Raw genomic sequence first — 24,623 nt, forward strand, 5'->3', positions numbered from 1 at the left:
GGCGGTGCGGGACCGCCCCCGGACCGGTCACCGGCAGGTCCAGCGCACCGGGCGGACCTGGTCGTCGGACTCGAGCTTCCCGCCGAGCACCCGGCCGTCGTCGCTGAAACTGGTCACCCTGCCCTGCCGCTCGCCGCGCCAGCCGTCCGGCACGGGCAGTTTCACTGACCTCGTGTCGGTGATCACGCCGGGGACGTCATCGGAGACCCAACCGGCCATCCAGCCCCGACCGTTGCCGGTCCCGGACCAGATGGTGCCCTTCAGTACGTCCACCTGCCCGGTCCGCAGGTCGATCCGCACCGGGTACCTGGTTATGCCGTTCCGGGGAACCACCTTGGTGTCGCGTTCGGCGGTGCCGGTCACCCAGCCACCGGCCAACGACAGGGGCAGGAACCGGTCGGCCTTCCCGCCGGGCACCTGCGGCAACGGCAGCACCTCCGGCCGGGCGGCGCCCGGACGCCACACAACCGCGCGCGTGGGCTTGTCCGGGTGCCCGTCGGACATCGCGGCCAGGACGGTGCCGTCTTCGTCGATGCCGATGGCCGTGCCCTCCCACTGCGGGCCGGGCAGTGGCAGGTCGACCGGCCGGCTCCGGTATGAGTCCCAGACCACGGGCCGTTGGATCCAGGGCTTCCCGGGAACCAGATTGCGGTAGCCGACGATCCGGCCGGCGTCGTTGACGGCCGTCGCGCCCCCGGACGTCACCACGGGCAGATCGATGACCTCACCGTCACGCACCACCCACGCCCGCCATTTGTTGCCGGCCCCTAGCGACGAACCCACAGCCAGGCCTGCCCGGTTCACATCCGTCAACTCCTGCATCGAGCCCGGCAGCTCGACCTCCCGGACCCGGTCCCCCTCCCAGATCAGCAGGCCGAAATCCATGCGGCCCTGCCCCTGCGGGGCCCGACGGCCCACCAGCCACCGGCCGTCCGGGTCACCGCCGGTGACCGCGGCCCGTGGATCGCCCGGCACGGGCAGCAGTGTGGCCGTGCACACCCCCTGCCACGGGCCGGTCGGCCGCGGTTCCGGCAACGGCATCGACGGGCTGGGGCTCGCGGCCGGCGCAGGCGCCGCCCTGTCCTCGCCCAGCGCCGCCGGCAGCGCGGCCATCGCCAGCACACCCAGCGCGGCCGCCCCGGCCGCCGCCACCCGGCGGTTGCGCCGCCGCCGGCGGGCCTCCCGAATCGCCCCCGGCAGGTCGATCCGGGACGGGCCGGCCGGCTCGTCGTCCAGCCACCGCAGCCGGTCGGCGACGTGTTCGTCATCGGTCCTCATGCCCACCGCTCCTTTCCGGTCCGGCCGGCCAGCTCGCGGTCCCCGAGCAGCCGTCGCATCGCCGCCAGGCCGTGCGAGGTCTGGCTCTTCACCGTGCCGGGCGAGCAGCCCAGCGTCTGGGCCACCTCCTCCACCGGCAGGTCGTGCAGGAAACGCAGCACCAGCACCGCTCGCTGGCGGGGCGGCACCTTGGCCAGGGCGTCGCGCAGCACGGTCTGCTCCTCGACGCTCCGGTCCTCGGTGGACTGCACGTCGGGTGGCCCGCCGAACAGGTGCACCCGCCACCAGCCGCGCCGCCTGGTGTCCAGGAAGTGCCGGACCAGCACCGTACGGACGTACGCGTCAATCTGCTCAACCTCAGCGATCCGCGCCCAGCGCAGGTAGAGCCGCGTGGCGGTCTCCTGCACCAGGTCGTCGGCCAGGTCGCGGTCGCCGCAGAGTCCGTACGCGAGCCGCCGCAGCGCCGGCAGGCGGGCCGTGACGTACTCGACGTATTCCTGGTCCGATGCGTCCGGCATCCGGCTACCTCCCTGGGGTTCACTGTTCCAGACGCCACCGTGCCGGAAACGGTTGTACGCGATCATGGAACGCGGCCCGAGGATGGCCGGATGGAGATCCCTGAGAGCCTTCGGTGGACCGACCAGATCCCGGCGGGCCCGGGCCTGCCGGTCGAGCTGCCGGACGGTACCCCGCCCGTGCTGAAGCAGTGCCCGGACGCCGACCGGACCGCAGGTTCTGGACGAAGGCGTGGCCGGCAATCACGACTTGCGCGGTCCGGTCAGTTCGTAGGCCGCGCATCGGTCTTAGCCTGCGCTTGAGATGACCCTGATCAGCTTCGATCGGGCGCGCTTCGGCACTTCTTCGCCACGACGCTGATCACGAATCACGCCGAGCCGCAGGAGGTCCAACGGATGCTCCGCCACAAGACGTTGTGGATCACCCTGGAGACGTGTACTGGTGGCCGAAGCGGAACCGACCGCGCGGCATCGTCGGGAACGCCGTACGGGCGGCGCTCTCAATCCAAGATGAAGCCTGATCTGTACTGAGGTTGTACTAGTCGATCAAGCCGGTTGAAAACCGAAGGTAAGAGGGTGAATGGTGGAGCCCAGGGGACTTGAACCCCTAACCCCTGCCTTGCAAAGGCAGTGCTCTGCCAGTTGAGCTAGGGCCCCGAGGTGGGCGGAGTCGCCCGGTGCTGGCAGTCGGAGGGACGCTCAGCGCAGGTCAGGCGCGGTGGTCGCCTCGTGCCACAGAGCGCGCTCGTCGTTCGCAGCCTTCACCTTCTTGGCCACCACGGCGGCCACCCCGACCACGCCGACCAGGATCAGGAGCTTCTTGAACATGGGCCGACCCCTCGCGCTCGACTATCGTCGGACGATGTGCGGTGGGGCTAGCTGGAATCGAACCAGCGACCTCAGAGTTATCAGCTCTGCGCTCTAACCGACTGAGCTATAGCCCCGCGTAGCGACGAGCAAGGTTAACCCATCGCCGCCTCCGGCCCCAAATCGGGGCCGGTGCGCCGCGCCAATGAAGAACCTACCCGGATAGGCGACACCGGGGCGACCGCTTTACGCGGTGCCCCGGCGTCGTCGGAGTCAGTCCCGCTCGGCGAGCGTCAGCTCGATCCCGCCGACCAGGTCGGCGCAGACGTTGTAGACGAACGCGCCCAGCGTGGCGAGCGCGGTGAAGAGCACGACGTTGACCAGGCCGATCAGCGCGGAGCTCAGGATCACGCCCTTGGCGGTGATCTGGAAGCCGCCTGAGGCGCCCGAGCCGCCACCTGCGTTGACCAGGTCCGTCAGGCTGTCGTTGACGCTCTTGAACACGCCCATCGCGTCCAGGGCCAGGTAGAGCACCGAGGTGGCCACGACCACCACGATGAAGAGCACCACCGAGACCGCGAACGCGAACTTCATCACGGACCAGGGGTCGATCCGCTTGAGGTTCAGCCGGGCCCGGCGCGGTCCGCGCGAAGCGGCCGAGCTTACCGAGGTACGCGCAGCGCGTACCGCCTCACCCACGCGAGCGGCCCCGACGGCAGCCGCACCGCTGATCCCCGGCGGCAGGCCGCCACCGTTGGCGGGGCGGCCGGTGGCGCTGGAGCGGGCGCCGTCCGGCGACGGCTTGGGCGCGGTGCCGAGACCGGCGCCCACCGTCGGCGGGGTGCCGGGAGTCCCGGGCGACGGCCGGCCCGTACCCGGTGTCTTGATCGCCTGGGTGGTGCCGGGCTTCGCCGTGGTGACCGACGGCCCGGCCGGGCCGTCGGCGGAGGTCGGGGCGTCGACCGGGGCCTTCTCGGCCTTCTCGCTCGTCCCCGAGTCCTCCGCGGGCTTGTCCGGCGGCGGTGCCATGCCGGGGGCCCGGGTGAACTTCGGGGCAGGCGCGTCGGCGGGGACCGTGGCCCGGCCCACGGCCGCCCGGCCCGACGCTGGTGTACCGCCCTGCGCGGCCTCCTCGTCGACCGGGTTGGCCGAGGCCCCCGTGTTCCCCGACTTCGCCTGTGTCTCCGTCATCAACTAGTCCTGTTCGTCAGGCTCGTCGGCATTGCGAGCAATTGCCACGATAGTCACGCCGTCCGGGAGGTCCATCAGCTTGACCCCCATTGTGTTCCGGTCACGCGTACGGCGTACAGGCTTCACCGGAGTCCGGATGACGCCCCCGTTGCTGGTGATAGCGAAGAGTTCGTCGTCCGGGCTGATCACCGCCGCTCCGACCAGACCGCCGCGTCGCTCGGTGATCTTCGCAGTCAGCACGCCCTTACCTCCCCGGCCCTGGACCGGGTATTCCTCGATCGGGGTACGTTTCGCGTATCCGCCGTTCGTCGCGACCAGCACGTCCATGTCCATACCCTCGCGGACGACCTCCATGGCCAGCAGTTCGTCGTCCTCGCTGAACCGCATGCCGATGACACCGGAGGTGGCGCGGCCCATCGGGCGCAGCGCCTCGTCCGTGGCGTTGAAGCGGATGGCCTGGGCGTTCTTGGACACCAGCAGGAGATCGTCCTCCGGGCTCACCAGGGCAGCACCGACCAGCTCGTCCTCATCGCGCAGGTTGATCGCGATGATGCCGCCGGAACGGTTGGAGTCGAACTCCTCGAGCCGTGTCTTCTTCACCAGGCCGTTCTTCGTGGCCAGTACCAGGTAGGGCGCCACCTGGTAGTTCGGAATTTCGATGATCTGCGCGATCTGCTCGTCCGCTTGGAACGCGAGCAGGTTGGCCACGTGCTGGCCCTTGGCCACCCTACTGGCTTCGGGAAGCTCGTAGGCCTTGGCCCGGTAGACCCGACCCTTGTTGGTGAAGAACAGGATCCAGTCGTGCGTAGAGCATACGAAGAAGTGGCTGACGATGTCGTCCTGACGGAGGGTGGCGCCACTGACGCCCTTCCCGCCCCGCCGCTGCGAGCGGTACAGGTCGACCTTGGTGCGCTTGGCGTACCCGGTGCGAGTGATGGTGACGACCACGTCCTCGCGGGCGATGAGGTCCTCCATCGAGACCTCGCCGTCGAACGGCACGATCTTGGTACGCCGGTCGTCGCCCCACTTCGCGACGATCTCGCCCAGCTCCTCGGAGACGATCCTCCGCTGCCGCTCCGGCTTGGCCAGGATGTCCTTGAGGTCGGCGATCTCCAGCTCGAGCTTGGCCAGGTCGTCGAGGATCCGCTGCCGCTCCAGGGCGGCCAGCCGGCGCAGCTGCATGTCCAGGATCGCGGTCGCCTGGACCTCGTCGATCTCCAGCAGCTGGATCAGGCCCTGGCGGGCGTCCTCGACCGTGGGCGAGCGCCGGATCAGGGCGATCACCTCGTCCAGCGCGTCGAGAGCCTTGGCCAGACCGCGCAGGATGTGCGCCCGCTCCTCCGCCTTGCGCAACCGGAACGCGGTCCGCCGGCGGATGACCTCGATCTGGTGCTCGACGTAGTAGCGGATGAACTGGGCCAGGTTGAGCGTGCGCGGCACGCCGTCGACGAGCGCCAGCATGTTGGCGCCGAAGGTCTCCTGGAGCTGGGTGTGCTTGTAGAGGTTGTTCAGCACCACCTTGGCGACCGCGTCGCGCTTGAGCACCAGGACGATCCGCATACCGGTACGCCCGGAGGACTCGTCGCGGATGTCGGCGATGCCGCCGAGCTTGCCCTCCTTGATCAGCTCGGCGATCCGCTCGGCGAGGTTGTCCGGGTTGACCTGGTACGGCAGCTCGCTGACCACCAGCGCCGGGCGGCCCCGCTTGTCCTCCTCGACCTCGACCACGGCCCGCATCCGGATCGAGCCGCGCCCGGTCCGGTACGCGTCCTGGATGCCGGCCTGGCCGACGATCAGACCGTAGGTCGGGAAGTCCGGGCCCTTTACGATCTCCAGCAGCGCCTCGAGCGTGGTGGGCTCGTCGGCCTCCGGGTGCTCGAGGCACCACTGCACCGCCGCGCCGATCTCCCGTAGGTTGTGCGGCGGGATCTTGGTGGCCATGCCGACCGCGATGCCCTCGGAGCCGTTGATCAGCAGGTTGGGAATGCGGGACGGCAGGATCGTGGGCTCCTTGGCCCGGCCGTCGTAGTTGTCCTGCAGGTCGACGGTGTCCTCGTCGATGTCCCGCAGCATCTCCATGGCCAGCGGGTCGAGCTTGCACTCGGTGTACCGCATGGCCGCGGCCGGGTCGTTGCCGGGCGAGCCGAAGTTGCCGTTGCCGTCGACCAGCGGGTAGCGCAGCGACCAGGGCTGCGCCATCCGGACCAGCGCGTCGTAGATGGCCGAGTCGCCGTGCGGGTGGAATTGACCCATCACGTCGCCGACGACTCGGGAGCACTTCACGTAGCCGCGGTCCGGCCGGTAGCCGGAGTCGAACATGGCGTAGAGGATCTTGCGGTGAACCGGCTTGAGCCCGTCCCGGACGTCCGGCAGGGCCCGCCCGACGATGACGCTCATCGCGTAGTCGAGGTACGAGCGCTGCATTTCGACCTCGAGGCCGACCGGCTCGATCCGGTCGTGCGCGACGACCGCGGCCGGTGTCTCCGGGGTCTCCGGCTCGTTCGGGGTGGACTCGGGAGTATCGGTCACTGTTAACCCTTATCAGACTCAGAGTCGTGTTCGTGCTGTGGATAACGGCTGTGGAAACCGGCCAGACTGTGGATAACTCTGTGGACCGCCGGGCCGGCCGGTGGATCTCCGGCCGGCCCGGCGGGGTCCGTCAGATGTCCAGGAACCGCACGTCCTTGGCGTTGCGTTGGATGAACGAACGGCGTGCCTCGACGTCCTCACCCATCAGAACGCTGAACAGCTCGTCGGCGGTTGCGGCGTCGTCGAGCGTCACCTGGCGCAAGGTACGGGTGGCCGGGTTCATCGTGGTCTCCCACAGCTCGGGGTAGTTCATCTCGCCGAGACCCTTGAACCGCTGGATGTCGTCCGGCTTGGCGTTGGGCTTCTTCTGCTGGCGCAGCGCGATCAGCCCGTCCCGCTCCCGGTCCGAGTACGCGTACTGGGCGTCGTCGCCCTTCTTGTTCCACTTGATCTTGTAGAGCGGCGGGGCGGCCAGGTAGACGTGCCCCAGCTCGACCAGCGGCCGCATGAACCGGAACAGCAGCGTCAGCAGCAGCGTCTGGATGTGCTGGCCGTCCACGTCCGCGTCGGCCATCAGCACGATCTTGTGGTAGCGCAGCTTCTCGATGTCGAAGTCGTCGTGGATGCCGGTGCCCAGCGCGGTGATCAGCGCCTGGACCTCGTTGTTCTTCAGCACCCGGTCGATCCGGGCCTTCTCCACGTTGAGGATCTTGCCGCGGATCGGCAGGATCGCCTGGGTACGCGGGTCGCGGCCCTGCTTGGCGGAGCCGCCCGCCGAGTCACCCTCGACGATGAAGACCTCGGACTCGCGCGGGTCGGTGGACTGGCAGTCGGCCAGCTTGCCGGGCATCGAGCCGGACTCCAGGAGCGACTTGCGCCGGGCCAGCTTCCGCGCCTGCTGCGCGGCGATCCGGGCCCGGGCCGCCTGGGACGCCTTGGTGATGATGATCTTCGCCTCGGCCGGGTTCCGGTCGAACCAGTCGACCAGCGACTCGTTGCAGACCCGCTGCACGAAGCTCTTCACCGGGGTGTTGCCCAGCTTGGTCTTGGTCTGGCCCTCGAACTGCGGGTTCGTCAGCTTGACCGAGATGATCGCGGCCAGCCCCTCACGGATGTCCTCGCCGGAGAGCCTCTCGTCGCCCTTGAGCAGCTTCTTGTCCGTGCCGTACCGGTTGACGACGCTGGTCAACGCGGCCCGGAAGCCCTCCTCGTGGGTGCCGCCCTCGTGCGTGTTGATGTTGTTGGCGAAGGTGTAGACCGACTCGCCGTACGACTCGTTCCACTGCATGGCGATCTCGACCGACATGCCCTCCTCCTCGGCGCCGAACTCGACCACCGTCTTGTGGATCGGGGTCTTCGACGCGTTGAGGTGCCGGACGAAGTCGGCGATACCGCCCTCGTAACGGAAGGTCACCTCGCGCGGCTTGCCCTCCTCGGTCTCCTCGACCCGCTCGTCGAGCAGGTGGATGGTGAGGCCACGGGTGAGGAAGGCCATCTCCTGCAGGCGCCGGTAGATGGTCTGGAAGTCGAAGTCGACGGTCTCGAAGACGTCCGGGTCGGGCCAGAAGGAGACCGCCGAGCCGGTGCGGTCGGTCGGCTCACCCTTCTCCAGCGGGGTCGGCTTGGAGTGGTGGTACTGCTGCCGCCAGACGAAGCCGTCCTTGTGGATCTCCACCGCCATCTTCGTGGAGAGGGCGTTCACCACGGACACGCCGACGCCGTGCAGACCACCGGAGACCGCGTACGCCTTGCCGTCGAACTTGCCGCCCGCGTGCAGCACGGTCAGCGCGACCTCGACACCCGGCTTCTTCAGCTTCGGGTGGAGGTCGACCGGGAAGCCACGCCCGTTGTCGGTGACCCGTACGCCGCCGTCGGCCAGCAGCACCACGTCGATGGTGTCGCAGTAGCCGGCCAGCGCCTCGTCCACCGCGTTGTCGACGACCTCCCACACGAGGTGGTGCAGACCGCGTTCACCGGTGGACCCGATGTACATACCGGGCCGCTTCCGGACCGCCTCCAGCCCCTCGAGAACGGTGATCGACTCGGCGCCGTACTTCTTGTTGTCCTCCGCTGCCACCCTCGGCCACTTTCTCGCACCGACCACGCCAGGGCGCGGGGCGCGGGTTCGGCGGACAGCACGCGACGTCGGCGCACGTACCGGTCCCCGGATCTCCAGGTCACGGATCGCGTACGCCGGGCGCCGCGGTCGCCCGCGGATCGCGATCGGCTCGACCCGATCCGGGACAATGATCAAGGGCCCTGGGGCCCCTGTCCGTCGCTCCGTGTCGGGTTTTTCGTCTCGCCGTCAATCTTACTCTGCGCGCACGACCAAACCGCCACTCGGCACCCCTGCGCGGCGGCTGAGAACTCCGTAGCCGGCCGAACCGCGCCGTCCGCGACTCCCCCTACACACCAACGACGGCTTCCGGTCGCGGCGGGGCTTCAGGCCGGCCTTCATTCGGTCGGGAACGCCGGAGGCCGGATCATGGCCGCCAGTCGAGCTGAAGCGTCGCTGAGCCCCGATCCAGGGTGCCATCCCATCGGTACCGGCACGTAACCGACCGGGGGTCGCGGCGGGCCCCGCCGTGCCGTACCTTTGCGGCGCCGCCGCAGCGGTCTTGATCTTTGGCGGACGGAACCGGGACGATCGACCCGATCGGTCCGACAACGCGCTTGGTAAGAGGTGACGCCAGATGGGGCTGGACAACGTCGCGGTGCACTGGCCTCGGACCGGCCGCTTCTACGACCCGGTCGCGCCGGCCGAGTTCGTCGACTTCGGCGAGATCGTGGACCTGCCACGGATCTCCGCCCCCACCGCGGCGCTCGCCGAGTTGATCGCCAAGACCGGCACGGTACGCGCGACCGCGTACACCGAGCTGGTCGACCTGATCCTCGGCCTGGAAAATGTGCTCTACGCCACGGAGAACGCGGCCGAGGACGAGGACCCGGTGATCGACCCGGACGGCTGCTCCTGGATCGCCGACGGGGTGGAGAAGTTCGTCGCCCGGCACCGGCCGATCGGCGAGGCGGTGACCTTCGAGTCGGTGAGCGAGGTGCTCCGGTCGCTGCTGGGCGACGGCCGCCTGGCCGAGCAGCAGCTGCGCTGGCTGGACAGCCGGCTCGACCGGCTGCGCGACGAGAACGGCGACCCGCCGCAGTGGAACTTCACCTGCGCCGAGCTGGGCGTGCTCGCGGCCTTCTACCGGCGCTGCGCCGACCGCGGCTTCGCCGTCTACGCCGACGCCTGACCGGCACCTGTTCCCCTGCCGCTGCCCGCCGGGGGCCCGGCCCGCCTCGCTTGATCGACACCAGATCGGCGAGGCGGCGGGTCGCCACACCCGGAAGCCGGCACCTCGACGAGGTAGCCGTCGACCCCGGCCGGGCAAAGCCGGACGGTCAGCCGTACGTGTCGCGGGGTCCGCGGCCGCGAACCCGGCGCGGGCCGCGCGACCAGGACGGCGCGGCCGGGCCGTGGATGTGGAGTTTGCGGACCACGTTGTGGCCGACCTCGCGGGCGATCTGCTGAAGCAGTGAGCCGGCGAGCAGCCGGAGCTGGGTCGCCCACGCCGTGGAGCGGGCCTCCACGGTCAACTCACCGTCCTCGAGCTTGACCGGGCGGCTGTGCTGCGCCACCTCCGGCCCGACCACGCGTTCCCAGGCGCCGAAGACCGTCGCCTCGGCCGCCGGCTGCTGCCAGCCGCGCGCCTTGACGAGCTTGTCCAGCACCGCACCGAGCGGCTGCGGGTCGCGCGGATCCGGTCCGGGACCGGAGTAACCGCGCAGCCGCCGCTCGCCGTCCCCGCGTACCGCGCTGCGCCGGCGGGTGGTGGCGGCCGCCTGCCGGCGGGCCTTCGCCGCGTCCAGCACCGCCCGGGCCAGCTCCGGCCCGGAAGCCCCGGCCGGCGGATCGCCCGCAGCGCTCGGGTCGGCACCACCGGCGCCGTCCGCACCGCCGCCGTCCTCGGGGGTACGCCCACCGCGTCCCGGCCCCAGCCGGGCCGGCGGGAGCTGGACCTCATCCGACACGGCGCACCGTCCCCTCGCCCACCGCGTACCGGGTGCCGCGCAGGGCCGCCGGCACGTCCTCGTCGACCGCGCAGGTCACCAGAAGCTGGCTGGCACCGCCGACCAGCTCGGCCAGCCGCTCCCGGCGGCCGGCGTCCAGCTCGGCGAAGACATCGTCCAGCACCAGCATCGGCTCGATGCCGTCGGCGCGCAGCAGGTCGTACCCGGCGAGGCGCAGGGCCAGCGCGTAGGACCAGGACTCGCCGTGGCTGGCGTACCCCTTGGCCGGCAGCGGGCCGAGGGTGAGCGCCAGGTCGTCGCGGTGCGGGCCGACCAGCGTGGTGCCGCGTTCGATCTCCGCCGACCGGTTCTCGGTCAGCGCGGCGCGCAGCGCGTCCGCCAGCACCGTACGGTCGGTGGTCGGCTCGGTCAGCTCCACCGACGGCCGGTAGGCGATCCCCGCCGCGCCCTTGCCCGCGGCCACCGCGTCGTACGCCTTGGCCACGTGCGGGGCGAGCGCGGCGACCAGCTCCAGCCGGGCGGCGAGCAGCTCGGCCCCGTGGTGGGCCAGGTGGGTGTCCCAGACGGCGAGGGTGGAGAGGTCCCCACCCCGCGACCCGCCCGTCTTGCGGGCCAGGTACGCGGTCCGCAGCAGAGCGTTGCGCTGCTTGACCACCCGCTCGTAGTCGGCGCGCACCCCGGCGTACCGGGGCTGCCGGGTAACCAGCAGGTCGTCGAGGTAGCGGCGGCGCTCGGCCGGGTCGCCGCGGACCAGCTCCAGGTCCTCCGGGGCGAACAGCACCAGCCGGAGCGCGCCCAGCACGTCGCGGGCGCGCCGGGCGGGGGACCGGCCCAGCCGGGCCCGGTTGGCCTTGCCGGGGACGATCTCCAGCTCGACCAGGAGCTCCCGACCCTCGTGCACCACGGCGCAGCGGATCACCGCCGACGCGGCGCCCATCCGGACCAACGGGGCGTCCGTGGCGACCCGGTGCGAGTCCAGGGTCGCCACGTAGCCGAGCGCCTCGACCAAATTGGTCTTGCCGACCCCGTTGGGCCCGATCAGCACGTTCGGGCCCGGCTCCAGGTCGACGCCGACCCGCTCGTACGAGCGGAAGTCGACCAGTTCGAGCCGGCGGACGTACACAGGCGGTGGATACCGGTCAGCTGGCGCGACGGACGACGGCGTGCCCGCCGAACTGCTGGCGCAGCGCGGCGACGGCCTTCATGGCGGGCGAGTCGTCCTGGCGGGACGCGAACCGGGCGAACAGGGAGGCGGCGATGACGTTCAGCGGCACGGCCAGCCGGACCGCCTCGTCCACCGTCCAGCGGCCCTCGCCGGTGTCCTCGGTGTAGCCGCTCAGCTCGGCGAGCTCCGGGTCCTCGTCCAGCGCCCGGTCGAGCAGGTCGAGCAGCCAGGAGCGGACCACCGTGCCCTCGCGCCAGGACTTGAAGACGCCCGGCACGTTGGTCACCAGTTCCGACTTGGCCAACAGCTCGTAGCCCTCGGCGTACGCGTGCATCAGGCCGTACTCGATGCCGTTGTGCACCATCTTGGCGTAGTGGCCGGCGCCGACCGGGCCGGCGTGCACGAAGCCGAACTCACCCGCCGGCTTGAGCGCCTCGAAGATCGGCATCAGCCGCTCGACGTGCTCCTGGGCGCCGCCGACCATGAGGGCGTAGCCGTTCTGCCGGCCCCAGACGCCACCCGAGACGCCGACGTCGATGTAGCCGATGCCCTGCTCGTTGAGGCGCTCGGCGCGTGGGGCGTCGTCGCTGAACCGGGAGTTGCCACCGTCGATAATGATGTCGCCCTCGCCGAGGACGCCGGCGAGCTCGTCGATGGTGGCGTCGGTGACGCCGGCCGGGACCATCACCCAGACCGCACGGGGCGACTCCAGCTTCTCGGCCAGCTCCGCGAGGCTCGCGACGTCGCTCAGTTCCGCGCTGCGGTCGTAACCGACCACCTCATGACCGGCGGCCCGCAACCGCTCCCGCATGTTGCCGCCCATCCGGCCGAGTCCTACCAGGCCGAGCTGCATCTGCTCCTACCTCCGTACGTCTGTCTTGCTGGGGCGCGATCAGCGGGACACGCGGATCGGCATGATGAGGTACCGATACCCCGGGATGACCTCGCCATCCTCACCTGCGGGAGAGATGACCGCAGGCTTGAAGGCGTCGACGAACGAAAGCAGGGCGTACTGGGCGCCGAGGTTGGCCAGGCCGTCGATCAGGTACTGCGGGTTGAAGCCGATGGTGAGCGGGTCGCCGGTGAAGGTGGCCTCCATGGCCTCGCTGGCCCGGGCCTCCTCGGTGCCGCCGGCCTCCACGACCAGGCCGTCGGCGCTGAAGCTCAGCAGCACCGGCGTGGTCCGCTCGGCGACCAGCGCGACCCGCTTGACCACCTCGATCAGCGTGCTGACCGGCACCCGGGCCTCGGCGTTGTGGCTGGCCGGGAAGAGCGAGCGGACCGGCGGGTAGTTGGCCCCGTCGAGCAGCCGGCTGGTGGTCCGGCGGGTGCCACCGGAGAAGCCGATCATGCCCTCGCCCGCGCCGCCCTGGGACAGCGCCATGGTCACCTGGCCGCCGAGCGGGCCGAGGGCCTTCGCGGTGTCGTTCAGGGTCCGGGCGGGCACCAGCGCGTTGAAGCTCACCTCGGGGTCGTCCGGGTTCCACTCCATCTCGCGCAGCGCGAGGCGGTAGCGGTCGGTGGCGAGCATCGCCAGGGTGCTACCGGAGAGCTCGATGCGTACGCCGGTCATCATCGGCAGCGTCTCGTCCCGGCCGGCGGCGACCGCCACCTGGGCCACCGCAGCGGCGAAGGCGGCGGCGTCGACCGTGCCGGCGCTCTCCGGCATCTCCGGCAGGGCCGGGTAGTCCTCGACCGGCATGGTCGGCAGGGTGAAGCGGGCGCTGCCGCAGACCAGCTCCAGGTGGGCGCCGACGGCGGCGATGTCCACCGGCTTGGCCGGCAAGGCCTTGGTGATCTCGGCAAGCAGGCGGCCGGAGACCAGCGCGGCGCCGTCGGCGTCACCCTGCACCTCGACGGTGACCTGGCTGGAGACCTCGTAGTCGAACCCGGAGACCTGGAGATTGCCGTCGGTGACCCGGAGCATCACTCCGGCCAGCACCGGTACGGAGGGTCGGTTGGGCAGGCTCTTGGCGGTCCACGCGACCGCCTCGGCGAGCGCGTCGCGCTCCACTCGGAACTTCATCAATGCCTCCGCGTCGACGTCAGCGACAACTCTCTCATGCCGACCGCTGCCACCCGTCCCGCCCGACCGGCGGGTACCCCTCGCACCTTAAGTCGCGCGGGCATCGGCTGTGCGCCCGACCCCGTGGATCCAGGTGCCGGGGCGACTGCCGACGGCAGCGCTCCGGCCCGATCCACAGGAAGTCCAACGGTGATGATTGGTTTTTGTTGTTTAGAAGAGATAACTCATCGTCTTCATCGCACCTGTGCAAACTGTGGAGAACCGGCGTCCGCGCAGGTCAGACAGGTTATCCACCGGTGGTTTTGCTGTGGAGAACCAGGGGTACAAGCCGTGTTTTGGTCCACAGCCCGCGCCGGCCCCCAGGTTGTCCACGGTTGTCCACCGGTTGTCCACCGCTAATCCACGGGGTTTCTCCCCAGCGTTGTGGACGGGCCGGCCCGCGTCGATCGACGTCATCCCCAGAACCTTCAACAGGCCGCCCACAGGCCGACCGTCGGCCGTGGACAACCCGCCCGTCGTCCCCAGGCGTCCACAGCGTCGTCCCCAGGAGTTGTCCACAGTCTGTGGGTAACCGCGTCGAGGCGTAGCGTGGTTTTCCACGGTCTGTGGAACAGGGGGTGTGGACAACGGGGCAGCGCTGTGGACGAACACGACGTCGATCGTGGGCCCTCGACCGGGTGGAGGGTCAAGCTTTCGGCGTCCACGGCACGAAAGGGCCCGGCCGGAAGTCCGGCCGGGCCCTGCGACACCGTCTAGCGGCGGGCGAGAAAGTCAGGTGGTCTGCTTGATCCGGTTGGTCAGCTCGGCGATCTGGTTGTAGAGCGAGCGCCGCTCCGCCATCTGCTGGCGGATCTTCCGGTCGGCGTGCATGACCGTCGTGTGGTCCCGGCCGCCGAACGCCTGGCCGATCCGTGGCAGCGACAGGTCGGTCAGCTCGCGGCACAGGTACATGGCCACCTGGCGGGCGTTGACCAGCACCCGGGAGCGGGAGTGACCGCGCAGGTCCTCCAGGCTCACCCCGAAGTAGTCGGCGGTGGAGACCATGATCTGGTCGGCGGTGATCTCCGGGCCGGCGCCGTCCGGGATGAAGTCCCGCAGCACCTCCTCGGCGAGCGACAGCTCCACCGACGAGCGGGTGAGGCTGGCGAACGCGGTGACCCGGATCAGCGCGCCCTCCAGTTCCCGGATCGAGTTCGACACCCGCGAGGCGATGAACTCCAGCACGTCCGGTGGCGCGTACAGGCGTTCCTGCGCTGCCTTCTTCTGCAGGATCGCGATCCGGGTCTCCAGATCCGGCGGCTGGATGTCGGCGAGCAGCCCCCACTCGAACCGGGTCCGCAGCCGGTCCTCCAGCGTCGCCAACTGCTTCGGCGACCGGTCGGAGGTGATCACGATCTGCTTGTTGGCGTTGTGCAGGGTGTTGAAGGTGTGGAAGAACTCCTCCTGGGTCCGCTCCCGGTTCTCCAGGAACTGGATGTCGTCAATCAGGAGGATGTCCACGTCCCGGTAGCGGCGCTGGAACGCGCTGGTCTTGTCGTCGCGCAGCGAGTTGATGAAGTCGTTGGTGAACTCCTCGGTCGAGACGTACCGGACCGAGCGGGCGTTGCCCAGCGTCGTGGCGTAGTGCCCGATGGCGTGCAGCAGGTGGGTCTTGCCCAGCCCGGAGCTGCCGTAGATGAAAAGCGGGTTGTACGCCTTCGCCGGCGACTCGGCCACCGCGACGGAGGCCGCGTGCGCGAAGCGGTTCGAGGAGCCGATGACGAACGTCTCGAACATGTACTTCGGGTTGAGTCGGTTGCCGCCGGTCTCCCCGCCACCGGGCAGCCGCCGGTCGGCCTGGCCGCCGGGGCGGTGGTCCGGTCCACTCCGACCCGGCCCGCTGTCGGTGGCGCCGTCCCGGGGGAGTCCGCGCAGCGGCGTGTCGCCTGGGCCGGGGTGCTCCCGGTAGCGGGGCTCGTACCCGCCGGCGCCGGGAGCCGGGGGCTCGACTCGGGACCGCTCGTCGAAGCCGCGGCGCTCGGGGGCGCGCATCGGCTCGGTGAAGGCCGTGCTGAACAGGGTGTCCTGACCGTCCCGGCTGGCCGGGATCAGGTGCGGTCGGCCGCCGTCGGGCGTGCGCTGCCGCGGCGCCGGCTCCTCGATCGGCGGCTCGGCCGGCTCATCGGCGTACGGCGGGGCTTCCGGCCGGCCCGGGTAGCCGAGCTCGGGGAAGCCGGGCGCCTCGACCGGCGGGCCGGGCTCGAGGCCGGCGAGCAGGTCCAGCGGGGCGTCGCGGTCCGCCGATTCGGGACCGGTGCGGTAGACGGTGCCGGCCGCGCGGCTGCCCGCCTCCTCGGCGACCCGCACGGTGACGGCCACCTGGATGGGCCGGCCGAGCCGCCGGCTGAGGGCCTCGGTGATCGCCGGGCGCAGTCGCGACTCGATCACGTCCCGGGTGAAGGCGTCCGGTACCGAGAGCAGGGCGGTGTCCTCGACGATCGCCCGCAGCCGGGTGAGCCGGAGGTACGCCCGTTGCTGCGCGGAGATGATCTCGTCGGCGAGCTCCTCGGTCGTCGCCGTCCACACCGCGGCAAGGTCGGTCGCTCCGGTCACCGTCGTGCCACCCCCTCGCCTCTGCTCCCGACCACCGCTGCTGTCCATCGGCAGTCCCGGCCCGCCACCGCGTACGCGCGGGCGCACGCCACGCCCACCCGGACGGCTGACCGGTCGTCATCCACAAGTTATCCACAGCCTGTGTGTACCGACCGATTGTGGCCGCCCACCGGACGCGGGTCGGACCTGCCCCCCTGGTTCCCGGGAGGCGCTGAAGCGGGTTCACCGTGCCGAACGATTCACTACCTTGTCCGGTCTTGCCGATCAGCGACAACCCGGAGCCCGACGCTGACCGCAATCGGGCACGCTAACAGCGGGGACCCCGCGCGTTCAACCGTCGACACCGTGGCAGCCTTGTCAACATCCGCGAAAACCGCCCCTTCGGTCGCGCTCCCAGGGCTGCCGGGGTGGGAGTGTGTGATGTTTGACGGTTATTGCCCCCCTGCGTAGGCTGGAGCGGCTGCTCTCTCGCCCTCTGCTAGGGTGATGGGTGCTTGCTGTCCGCGGTCGCTTCACGGTATCGCCGAGGTCCCGCGTCGCCGGGCAGCACCGATCGGAGGTCACCGGGAAGGTGGCCTGGACCACCACACGACCCCGGGCGATCCCCCGCGCGGGGCGTTCGACAACGGAGAGCCTGACGTGAGCAAGCGCACCTACCAGCCGAACAACCGCCGGCGCGCGAAGACCCACGGCTTCCGGCTGCGCATGCGCACCCGTGCCGGCCGCGCCATCATCTCGACCCGTCGCGCCAAGGGCCGCGCCCGCCTGGCGGCCTGAGGCCGACCGGTCCGGTCCGGGGACGTGGGCAGAGGTGCTGGCCGCCGCGCAGCGACTGCGGCGCAGTAGCGACTTCGCCGCAGCGGTCCGGGGTGGCCGACGCGTCGGCCGTGGTGCCGTCGTGGTGCACCTGACCCTCCCCGAGCAGACCGGACCCACCGCGACAACCTCGCCGGAGCCGGCGCGGGCCAGCGGTGCGGAGTCCACCGCACCGAGCCGCGCCGGCTTCGTCGTGTCCAAGGCGGTCGGTAACGCGGTGGTCCGCAACAAGGTCCGACGCCGGCTGCGGCACCTGGTCCGCGAGCGCCTGGCGGACCTGCCCGCCGGTGCCACGCTGGTGGTACGCGCCCTGCCCCAGGCCGCCGAGGTGTCGTACGCCCGGCTGGGGGTCGACCTGGATGCCGCCGTCGCCGCCGCGCGTACCCCCCGGGGTCGGCGGGCCCGGTGAGCGGCGGGAACGCCGCGCCGCGGCCGACGACTAGCGGTGCCCGCATGCTGCTGGCGCCCATCATCGCGTACCGTCGGTGGATAAGTCCGGCACTGCCGGCCCGCTGCCGGTTCTACCCGTCGTGCAGTGCCTACGCCGTCGAGGCGGTCTCCCGGCACGGCGCACTGCGGGGAGCCTGGTTGACGGTCCGGCGGCTGTCGCGCTGCCACCCCTTCCACCCTGGTGGACACGACCCGGTGCCGGAGCCGGGCGACCGCCGCCGTGCCGACGTGACTGGAGCCTGAGTGTTTAGCCTCGACTGGGTCTACTACGCCATTTCGTGGATCCTGCTGACCTGGCACTCGGCCTGGGACGCCATCGTTCCGGCCGAGGCGGTGATCGGGACGAACTGGCCCTGGATCCTCGCCATCGTTTTCCTGGTGGTGACGGTCCGGGTGATTCTCTTCCCGGTCTTCGTCAAGCAGATCAAGTCGCAGCGGGCGATGCAGGCGCTCCAGCCCAGGGTTAAGGAGCTCCAGGAGAAGCACAAGGGTGACCGGGAGACGCTCCAGAAGGAGATGATGGAGCTCTACCGGAAGGAAAAGGCCAACCCGCTGATGGGCTGCCTTCCGATGTTCCTCCAGATTCCGGTCTTCCTCGGCCTCTTCCACGTGCTGCGGCGCCTCGACCCCAACAAGCAGGCCAAGACGCTCTACGGCTGGACGGTCGACCAGTTCGAGAGCGCCTCACACGCCAAGCTCTTCACCGCCCCGATCTCCGGCAAGTTCGGCTCCACCCCGGCCGAGCTGGCCAGCCTTGGTGCGAACGGTCACACGGTGAAGCTGATCGCCGGCGTTCTGGTGCTGATCATGATCGCCACCACGTACCTCACCAGCCGTCAGATGATCCTCAAGACCGGCTGGGCGGAGGACCCGCAGCAGCGGATGGTCCAGCGGCTGATGCTCTACGGCATCCCGGTGTCGCTGCTGGTGTCCGGCGCGATCTTCCCGATCGGTGTGATCATCTACTGGGTCACCAACAACCTCTTCACCCTCGGCCAGCAGCAGTGGGTGCTGCGGAAGTTCCCCCCGCCGCCCACCGCGAAGACCGGCACCGCCGCGAAGGCCGGGGCCCAGCCGGCCAAGACCGGTGGCCTGCTCGGCCGCAAGGCCCAGCCGGCGGTGAAGGCCCCCGCGACCGCGCCCAAGGTGGCCGGCCCGAAGCCCGGCGCCAAGCCGGTCAACCCGAAGAAGAACCGCCCCGCCAAGCGGCAGGGCTGAGCCTCCGGGCCGCCACCGGGATCCCGGTGGCGGCCCGTGCCGGCCCCCGAGCTGCCACCGTACGGTCGGCGCCGGGCCGGAACCGCCGCGCGGAGCGCGGTCACGGGCGAAACTGGCCCGTACAGACGTGCCCGAGGGCATCGGCGAACCCCGCGCCGCCCCGGGAGACCAGCGGACCCGACGGTCCGGCCGAGCGAGTACGGAGATGAGACCGTGACCGACACCAGCATCCCCAGCGCCGAGCAGTCCCTGGACGAGGAGACCGTGCCCACCGAGGAGGCCGAGGAGACCGGGGCCGAGTCGGCGACCGCGGAGAAGAAGGCTCCGGCCGAGAGCGACCTGTTCCGGCAGAGCGAGATCGCGGCGGACTACGTCGAGGGTCTGCTCGACATCCTCGACTACGACGGCGACATCGACGAGCTGGTCTCCGGCGGCCGTCCGGTGGTCGAGGTGGTCGGCGGCCGCCTGCAGAACCTGATCGGTCAGCGCGGCGCCACCCTGGAGGCGCTCCAGGAGCTGGCCCGGCTGGCGGTGTTCCGGCAGACCGGTTCGCCCAGCCGCCTGCTGCTCGACGTCGGCGGCTACCGGGCCGCCCGGCGCAAGGAACTCGCCGCCGTCGCGAAGAACGCGGTGGAGAAGGTCAAGGAGTACGGCGAGCCGGTGCGCCTGGAGCCGATGTCCGCGTTCGAGCGCAAGTGTGTGCACGACGTGGTGAACGCGATGAGCGGCGTGGAGAGCGAGTCCGAGGGCGTCGAGCCGAACCGCCGCATTGTTGTCCGGCCGGCGGCGGACTGACGGGGTGACCCACGACGAGACGACGGCGGGTGCCGTGGCCGGCCCGGGTGGTACGCCGCCCGGGCCGTCGCCTGTCCGGCCCGACCCGACGGTCGACCCGATCTTCTCCGACGACGATGCCGCCTCCCCGGCCCGACCGTCGTTCACCGGCGCGCCGTCGGCCGCGGACCCCACCTTCTCCGGTGGCGGACCTGCGGACGAGCTTTCGATTCCGGTCGATTCCTCGGATGCGGTCACTCCGGCCTTCTCGACCGAACCGGTGGCGGAAGAGGAAACGGTCCCGGCGGCGCCGGTGGGTGCCGTCGAACCGGTGTTCGCCGAGCCGGCGACGCCTTCCCTTCCAAAGGGCGGTAACGGCGAGGGGACGCCGTCCCCGGGCACGGCGACGCTGCCGCCCGAGCTGGCGGCGGCCGCCCGGACCCTCTTCGGCGACCGACTCGACCTGGCTGCCGCGTACGCCGAACTGCTCGCGACGGACGGCGTGGTGCGCGGCCTGATCGGCCCCCGCGAGACGCCGCGGCTCTGGGAGCGGCACCTGCTCAACTGCGCGGCGATGGCGGAGCGGATTCCGGAGGGCGCGAGCCTGATCGACGTCGGCTCCGGCGCCGGACTGCCCGGCCTGGTTCTGGCGATCGCCCGCCCCGACCTCACCGTCACGCTTGTCGAGCCACTCGCCCGACGGACCGCCTTCCTGGTCGAAGCGGTGCAGCAGCTCGGCCTGACCGCGTCGGTCCGGGTCTTCCGGGGCCGGGCGGAGGAGGCGGCGGCCGGGTCCCGGGACGTCGCCGCGCTCAGCGCGGACATCGTGACTGCGCGGGCGGTGGCCGCGCTGGACCGGCTCGCCGCGTGGTGCCTGCCGCTCACGGTGCCGGGCGGCCGGCTGGTGGCCCTCAAGGGGGCCTCCGCCGCCGAGGAGATCGCCGAGCACGCCGACGCGGTGGCCCGGCTCGGCGGTGGCGAGCCGGAGCTGCACAGGTGCGGTGTGGGCGTGATCGACCCGCCGGCCACGGTGATCGAGGTGGTGCGGGAGCGGGTGGTCGGCCCGGTCCGCAAGAAGGGCCCCAAGCGGTCGCGCGGCGGCCGCCGCCATGGTGGGCGCGGCCGGGATCGCTGACGCCGATTTTGCCGTTGCCGCGACGCGAGATGGCCGACCGATCCGAACCCGACGTGGACCGGCTGCGCCCGTCGGCCGTAGGCTGGCCGCGCGTCGATAATGTGGAACGGCGGTGCCGGGTGGCACCGAACCCGACGTTCCCGCCGGGCCGTAGGCCGCGCCGCGAGCGCGGGGGCCTGATTGACGGGGTGCGGACCGACCATCCGGAGCGGGCAGGGATGACAGGTGCATGACGACGGCAGGTACGAAGATCCACGGGTGACCGGGCCAGGAGGACGACCCTCTGCCGCCGACCCCGTTTCACGTGAAACCGACTACCCGGGCTGGCCGGCGAGTGGCGAGTCCCACAACCCGTCCACGCGTCCGCCGGACGTCGACCCGGAGGCACGCCGGGACGTACCGGCCGAAGCGGGCACCCGGCCCACCTCGGCGGTGCCGGCGAACGTGCCGCCGACCCGGGATCCACACGAGCCGACCGGGCGCCCCGGGAACGCCCCCAGCTCGCGTCCCACCCCGGTACGCGGCAACGCGGCCGTTCCCGGGCGCTACGAGCCGCAGCCGCCGGTCTCGGCGGTGCCGCAGCAGCTCACTCCGCAGAGCGCAACGGATGTCGCGGCCGACACGCCACCGGCCGCCGCCTACGGTGCCGAAGTCGCCGACAGCACGTACGTTTCAGGTGAAACCCCGACGCGCGAAGAGGATGATCCACCGTTGGCTATGGAGGCTATGCGCGCCGTGCAGATCCTGAATCCCAGTGGCGAGGTGACCATGCCTCGGCCCGAACGGACCCGGGTGATGTGCGTCGCCAACCAGAAGGGCGGCGTGGGGAAGACCACGACCACGGTGAACCTGGCGGTGGCGCTCGCCCTGCACGGCAACCGGGTCCTGGTGGTCGACCTCGACCCGCAGGGCAACGCCTCCACCGGGCTCAACGTCCCGCATCACACCGGCGTCCCTGACGTGTACGACTGCCTCATCGAGGGCGTGCCCCTGGCGGACGTCGCCCAGCCGGTCGAGGGCATCCCGAACCTGTGGTGCGTACCGGCCACCATCGACCTGGCCGGCGCCGAGATCGAGCTGGTCTCGGTCGTCGCCCGGGAGTCCCGGCTGGCCCGCGCCATCGCCGCGTACCCGGGACACTTCGACTACGTGTTCATCGACTGCCCGCCCTCGCTCGGCCTGCTGACCGTCAACGCGCTGGTCGCCGCGCAGGAGGTGCTGATTCCGATCCAGTGCGAGTACTACGCGCTGGAGGGCCTCAACCAGCTGATCAACAACATCAACCTGGTCCGCCAGCACCTCAACCCGCGGCTCGAGGTCTCCACCATCCTGCTCACCATGTACGACCGGCGTACCCGGCTGGCCGATGCGGTGGAGCAGGACGTCCGGAACCACTTCGGGGACAAGGTGCTTCAGGCCGTGATCCCCCGGAACGTCCGGGTCTCCGAGGCCCCCAGCTACGGGCAGTCGGTGATGACCTACGATCCCGGTTCGCGCGGGGCCACGAGCTACTTCGAGGCCGCCCAGGAGATCGCCGAGCGAGGCGTCAAGGAGCCGGTGAGCCGGAATGCGTAGTGCGAAGAAGTCGCTGGGAGGCGTCGCATGAAGAACCGTCCTCGCGGCGGTCTGGGCCGAGGGCTGGGTGCCCTCATCCCCACCGGGCCGGTGCCGGGCAGCAGCCCGACGGTCGCCGAGCCCGAAAGTACGGCGGCTGCGCCGGTACCGCCCCCCGCCGTGGCCGGCGCCGCCGCTGCCGTCCTCGGGGCGGCGGCAGCGGTCGAGGAGTCCGAGCCGCAGCTGAGCCCGGTGCCGGGAGCACGCTTCGCCGAGATTCCGGTCGACGCCATCGTGCCAAACCCCAAGCAGCCCCGGCAGGTCTTCGACGAGGACGCCCTGGAGGAGCTGAAGACCTCGATCCAGGAGGTGGGATTCCTCCAGCCGATCGTCGTACGCGAGCTCGACGGCGAGAAGTACGAGCTCGTCATGGGCGAGCGGCGCTGGCGGGCGGCCCAGGCGGTGGGCCGGGAGAGCATCCCCGCCATCGTCCGGGACACCAAGGACGATGCGATGCTCAGGGACGCGCTGCTGGAGAACATCCACCGGGCCAACCTGAACCCGCTGGAGGAAGCGGCCGCCTACCAGCAGCTCCTTGAGGAGTTCGGGGCCACCCACGAGGAGCTGGCCCGCCGGATCGGCCGGAGTCGGCCGCAGATCTCGAACACCATCCGGCTGATGAACCTGCCCGCTCAGGTGCAGCGCCGGGTTGCCGCCGGGGTGCTCTCGGCCGGCCACGCCCGGGCGCTCCTCAGCCTGGACGACGCCGAGGCCCAGGAGCAGCTCGCCAAGCGGATCGTCGCCGAGGGCATCTCCGTACGCGCCACCGAGGAGATGGTGGCCCTTGCGCTCGCCGACGGGCCGGCGAAGACGTCGACCGCGAAGCGCCGGCCGAAGCCGCACGCGCCGGCGCTGACGGACCTCGCGGACCGGCTCTCCGACCGGTTCGACACCCGGGTGAAGGTCGACATCGGCCGCAACAAGGGCAAGATCACGATCGAGTTCGCCACGGTCGACGACCTGGAGCGGATCGTCGGGATCATCGGGGTGGGCCAGGAGGAACAGCCAGGCGAGTGAGCACCGGCTCGTCGATTCTCGGCCGCGTCGTCCCTGTGACGGCGCGGCCGACTTGTCTGTGGGCTGCGAGTGCTCGTCGGGGTCGTCGGAGAGTGGTCCGTTGACGCCGATCGCCCCGACGGCCTGCGCCGCGCCCCCGCCGTCCGGCGACCACCGACACCGCCCGGCGCCGGGCGGGCGAGCGTGTGGCGGGAGACGTGAAGACGGACCGGCTGTTGCTGGGACGCCTCGGTTGCCGCCGCCCGGTTGGCTGGCGCCGGAATGCGGACGAACCCGCTCTGCGGCCCGCCTGCCGCCAATTCCGGCGTGGAGGTACCGTCTACTGCCCCGCTGTCCTGCCGTCGTTTCCCGGGGCTCTGGGAGGGCTCGGACGGCGACGGAAGAGGGTCGTCGCCACGGGCCCGCGCGAAGCAGTCAATCCGGGTGATCCCCGGATTTGCTCCCCGCGGTCCAACCGTGGCGGATGGGGGGCGCATCTCCGGGCGCTGATTCCAATGCCTCCTCGCCGAGGAGCCTCGGTCGCTCAGGCGCTTCGAGTCCATCGTTGAACCGCTGGTTCCTGCGGTCGGCGTTTCACCTGAAGCGACGGCGAGGGGACTGCCAGGGTCACGGGGGGCCGAGGCTGTTTGGTTTTACGTGAAACCACGGGGTGGCGGAGCGGATCGGCACGGGCCTGGTAGCGGGGTGCGCGACCATGTGCCCGTCGGGGCGGTGCGACCGCCTCGTGCAACTCGTCGAGGGTGCGGGCCAGGGTGGCGCCGTCCGCCGTCGGGGCGCTTGGCGTGGATGCCAGCGCCGGTGGTCCCGGGGTTGGCTGTTGGGATCGCCGCGGGGCGCTTTGGCTCGGAACCGGCCGTCTACGTACGTTCAAGGTGGCGGCCGGGCCGGTCGGACGTAGGGCGCGCTTCGCGTTCATCCCCGCAGCTGCTCGCCGCCAGGGCCCGACCGTGGGCGCTGGTTTCACGTGAAACGAGGCCGCCCATCCTTGCGATCGCGCGCCATGTCACCCGCGAACAGTGGGAGAACGCCCAGTGAGGTCCGGCCCGTGGCGCTCGGCGGCATACTGGCCGTCCGTCCGCACATCGTCCGCCGACCGGACTCCGGCCGTCGCCAGCACACCAGACGATGGGGGCTGCCTTCCTGCCCGCCTCCGGTGACGCGGCGGCGCTCTGATGTGGCTGGGCCGGCTCGCCGTCAGTGCCGCTTCGCTGCCTTCTGCGGCCCAATCCCTGCCTTGCGGCCCTGACCGCGGCGCTCGGCCCGCAGAGCAGGGTGCGGGCCCGAGGGAGTTGGGGGCAGGCGAGGAGACAACACGAGTAATGAGGAAGACCCGCGGCGAGAGGAACTCGGGTGGCAAGAGGACCTCGAGCGATGAGGGAGCCATGGGGCGATAGGGAGCCGAGTGAGGTGGCGCGGCCAGGCGAAGGCGCTGAGCGGCCTAACGCGGAACAAGGCGGCGAGCCAGGAGCA

General features: G+C 71.0%; 21 protein-coding genes and 2 tRNA genes. 9 read left to right on the top strand and 14 right to left on the bottom strand.

The annotated features are described in order from the left end of the window. Positions 1-27: 27 nt before the first annotated feature. The 9 genes from A6A27_RS43350 to gyrB form a co-directional block, all read right to left on the bottom strand. Complete coding sequence (locus A6A27_RS43350) at positions 28-1,278, bottom strand: hypothetical protein (RefSeq protein WP_073836952.1); 1,251 nt, start codon at positions 1,276-1,278, stop codon at positions 28-30. Beyond that, entirely contained in the window at positions 1,275-1,796 is a 522-nt protein-coding gene (locus tag A6A27_RS24290; RefSeq protein ID WP_073836953.1) for a SigE family RNA polymerase sigma factor, read from the bottom strand. The genes A6A27_RS43350 and A6A27_RS24290 overlap by 4 nt, the downstream gene beginning before the upstream one ends. A gap of 19 nt (positions 1,797-1,815) precedes the next feature. Then, complete coding sequence (locus tag A6A27_RS47580; RefSeq protein WP_443189998.1) at positions 1,816-2,076, bottom strand: hypothetical protein; 261 nt, start codon at positions 2,074-2,076, stop codon at positions 1,816-1,818. A gap of 298 nt (positions 2,077-2,374) precedes the next feature. Further along, a tRNA-Ala gene (locus A6A27_RS24305) sits at positions 2,375-2,450 on the bottom strand. A 42-nt stretch (positions 2,451-2,492) separates the two neighbouring features. Then, the gene (locus A6A27_RS46175; RefSeq protein ID WP_241825427.1) at positions 2,493-2,621 is read right to left on the bottom strand and encodes a DLW-39 family protein; all 129 of its coding nucleotides are present in this window, start codon (positions 2,619-2,621) and stop codon (positions 2,493-2,495) included. Between the two features lie 42 nt (positions 2,622-2,663). Next, positions 2,664-2,737, bottom strand: a tRNA-Ile gene (locus A6A27_RS24310). A gap of 136 nt (positions 2,738-2,873) precedes the next feature. Further along, positions 2,874-3,791, bottom strand: a complete 918-nt coding sequence (locus A6A27_RS24315) for a DUF3566 domain-containing protein (protein WP_073836954.1) — start codon at positions 3,789-3,791, stop codon at positions 2,874-2,876. A 3-nt stretch (positions 3,792-3,794) separates the two neighbouring features. Further along, the gene (gyrA, locus tag A6A27_RS24320; protein ID WP_073836955.1) at positions 3,795-6,320 is read right to left on the bottom strand and encodes a DNA gyrase subunit A; all 2,526 of its coding nucleotides are present in this window, start codon (positions 6,318-6,320) and stop codon (positions 3,795-3,797) included. 130 nt (positions 6,321-6,450) lie between these two features. Next, complete coding sequence (gyrB, locus tag A6A27_RS24325; protein ID WP_073836956.1) at positions 6,451-8,397, bottom strand: DNA topoisomerase (ATP-hydrolyzing) subunit B; 1,947 nt, start codon at positions 8,395-8,397, stop codon at positions 6,451-6,453. Positions 8,398-9,013: 616 nt separating this feature from the next. Here gyrB and A6A27_RS24330 point away from each other — a divergent pair. Continuing rightward, a complete protein-coding gene (locus tag A6A27_RS24330) occupies positions 9,014-9,568 on the top strand; it encodes a hypothetical protein (protein WP_073836957.1) in 555 nt (184 codons plus the stop codon). 148 nt (positions 9,569-9,716) lie between these two features. Here A6A27_RS24330 and A6A27_RS24335 read toward each other — a convergent pair whose 3' ends face one another. From A6A27_RS24335 to dnaA, 5 genes are all read right to left on the bottom strand, one after another. Further along, positions 9,717-10,313 (bottom strand): DUF721 domain-containing protein, encoded by a 597-nt coding sequence (locus A6A27_RS24335; RefSeq protein WP_073837122.1) that lies wholly within the window; start codon positions 10,311-10,313, stop codon positions 9,717-9,719. 22 nt (positions 10,314-10,335) lie between these two features. Next, entirely contained in the window at positions 10,336-11,469 is a 1,134-nt protein-coding gene (gene recF / locus A6A27_RS24340; protein ID WP_073836958.1) for a DNA replication/repair protein RecF, read from the bottom strand. 16 nt (positions 11,470-11,485) lie between these two features. Further along, positions 11,486-12,364 (bottom strand): phosphogluconate dehydrogenase (NAD(+)-dependent, decarboxylating), encoded by an 879-nt coding sequence (gene gnd, locus A6A27_RS24345; protein ID WP_073836959.1) that lies wholly within the window; start codon positions 12,362-12,364, stop codon positions 11,486-11,488. A gap of 39 nt (positions 12,365-12,403) precedes the next feature. Beyond that, positions 12,404-13,537: a DNA polymerase III subunit beta gene (gene dnaN / locus A6A27_RS24350; protein ID WP_073836960.1), complete on the bottom strand. Its 1,134-nt coding sequence runs from the start codon at positions 13,535-13,537 to the stop codon at positions 12,404-12,406. Positions 13,538-14,308: 771 nt separating this feature from the next. After that, positions 14,309-16,129 (bottom strand): chromosomal replication initiator protein DnaA, encoded by a 1,821-nt coding sequence (gene dnaA, locus A6A27_RS24355; RefSeq protein WP_073836961.1) that lies wholly within the window; start codon positions 16,127-16,129, stop codon positions 14,309-14,311. A 639-nt stretch (positions 16,130-16,768) separates the two neighbouring features. On the opposite strand from dnaA, the gene rpmH reads away from it, so the two are divergent. The 8 genes from rpmH to A6A27_RS24395 all read left to right on the top strand — a co-directional run bounded on the left by rpmH (position 16,769) and on the right by A6A27_RS24395 (position 23,153). After that, entirely contained in the window at positions 16,769-16,906 is a 138-nt protein-coding gene (rpmH, locus tag A6A27_RS24360; RefSeq protein WP_073836962.1) for a 50S ribosomal protein L34, read from the top strand. Positions 16,907-16,940: 34 nt separating this feature from the next. Then, positions 16,941-17,354 carry a ribonuclease P protein component gene (gene rnpA, locus A6A27_RS24365; protein ID WP_073836963.1) on the top strand — a complete coding sequence of 138 codons (414 nt, stop codon included), beginning with the start codon at positions 16,941-16,943 and terminating at the stop codon, positions 17,352-17,354. A gap of 44 nt (positions 17,355-17,398) precedes the next feature. Next, positions 17,399-17,638, top strand: coding sequence for a membrane protein insertion efficiency factor YidD (gene yidD / locus A6A27_RS24370; RefSeq protein WP_091567651.1), 240 nt, complete (start codon positions 17,399-17,401; stop codon positions 17,636-17,638). After that, positions 17,639-18,613, top strand: a complete 975-nt coding sequence (yidC, locus tag A6A27_RS24375) for a membrane protein insertase YidC (protein ID WP_073836965.1) — start codon at positions 17,639-17,641, stop codon at positions 18,611-18,613. A gap of 213 nt (positions 18,614-18,826) precedes the next feature. Further along, positions 18,827-19,408 (top strand): Jag family protein, encoded by a 582-nt coding sequence (locus A6A27_RS24380; protein WP_073836966.1) that lies wholly within the window; start codon positions 18,827-18,829, stop codon positions 19,406-19,408. A 388-nt stretch (positions 19,409-19,796) separates the two neighbouring features. Continuing rightward, on the top strand, positions 19,797-20,522 hold the full coding sequence (gene rsmG, locus A6A27_RS45120; RefSeq protein ID WP_241825437.1) for a 16S rRNA (guanine(527)-N(7))-methyltransferase RsmG: 726 nt from the start codon (positions 19,797-19,799) through the stop codon (positions 20,520-20,522). A 225-nt stretch (positions 20,523-20,747) separates the two neighbouring features. Then, positions 20,748-22,097 (top strand): AAA family ATPase, encoded by a 1,350-nt coding sequence (locus A6A27_RS46865; protein ID WP_073836968.1) that lies wholly within the window; start codon positions 20,748-20,750, stop codon positions 22,095-22,097. A 27-nt stretch (positions 22,098-22,124) separates the two neighbouring features. Then, positions 22,125-23,153, top strand: coding sequence for a ParB/RepB/Spo0J family partition protein (locus A6A27_RS24395; protein ID WP_073836969.1), 1,029 nt, complete (start codon positions 22,125-22,127; stop codon positions 23,151-23,153). Positions 23,154-24,623 lie beyond the last annotated feature (1,470 nt).

This window comes from Micromonospora sp. CB01531 (assembly GCF_001905095.1).
Lineage (GTDB): Bacteria > Actinomycetota > Actinomycetes > Mycobacteriales > Micromonosporaceae > Micromonospora.

Excerpts from the sequence above, each read along its gene's own strand:
- A6A27_RS43350 (WP_073836952.1), bottom strand. The coding sequence starts at position 1,278 with ATGAGGACCGATGACGAACACGTCGCCGACCGGCTGCGGTGGCTGGAC.
- A6A27_RS24290 (WP_073836953.1), bottom strand. The coding sequence starts at position 1,796 with ATGCCGGACGCATCGGACCAGGAATACGTCGAGTACGTCACGGCCCGC.
- A6A27_RS47580 (WP_443189998.1), bottom strand. The coding sequence starts at position 2,076 with ATGCGCGGCCTACGAACTGACCGGACCGCGCAAGTCGTGATTGCCGGC.
- A6A27_RS46175 (WP_241825427.1), bottom strand. The coding sequence starts at position 2,621 with ATGTTCAAGAAGCTCCTGATCCTGGTCGGCGTGGTCGGGGTGGCCGCC.
- A6A27_RS24315 (WP_073836954.1), bottom strand. The coding sequence starts at position 3,791 with ATGACGGAGACACAGGCGAAGTCGGGGAACACGGGGGCCTCGGCCAAC.
- A6A27_RS24330 (WP_073836957.1), top strand. The coding sequence starts at position 9,014 with ATGGGGCTGGACAACGTCGCGGTGCACTGGCCTCGGACCGGCCGCTTC.
- gnd (WP_073836959.1), bottom strand. The coding sequence starts at position 12,364 with ATGCAGCTCGGCCTGGTAGGACTCGGCCGGATGGGCGGCAACATGCGG.
- dnaN (WP_073836960.1), bottom strand. The coding sequence starts at position 13,537 with ATGAAGTTCCGAGTGGAGCGCGACGCGCTCGCCGAGGCGGTCGCGTGG.
- yidD (WP_091567651.1), top strand. The coding sequence starts at position 17,399 with ATGCTGCTGGCGCCCATCATCGCGTACCGTCGGTGGATAAGTCCGGCA.
- A6A27_RS24395 (WP_073836969.1), top strand. The coding sequence starts at position 22,125 with ATGAAGAACCGTCCTCGCGGCGGTCTGGGCCGAGGGCTGGGTGCCCTC.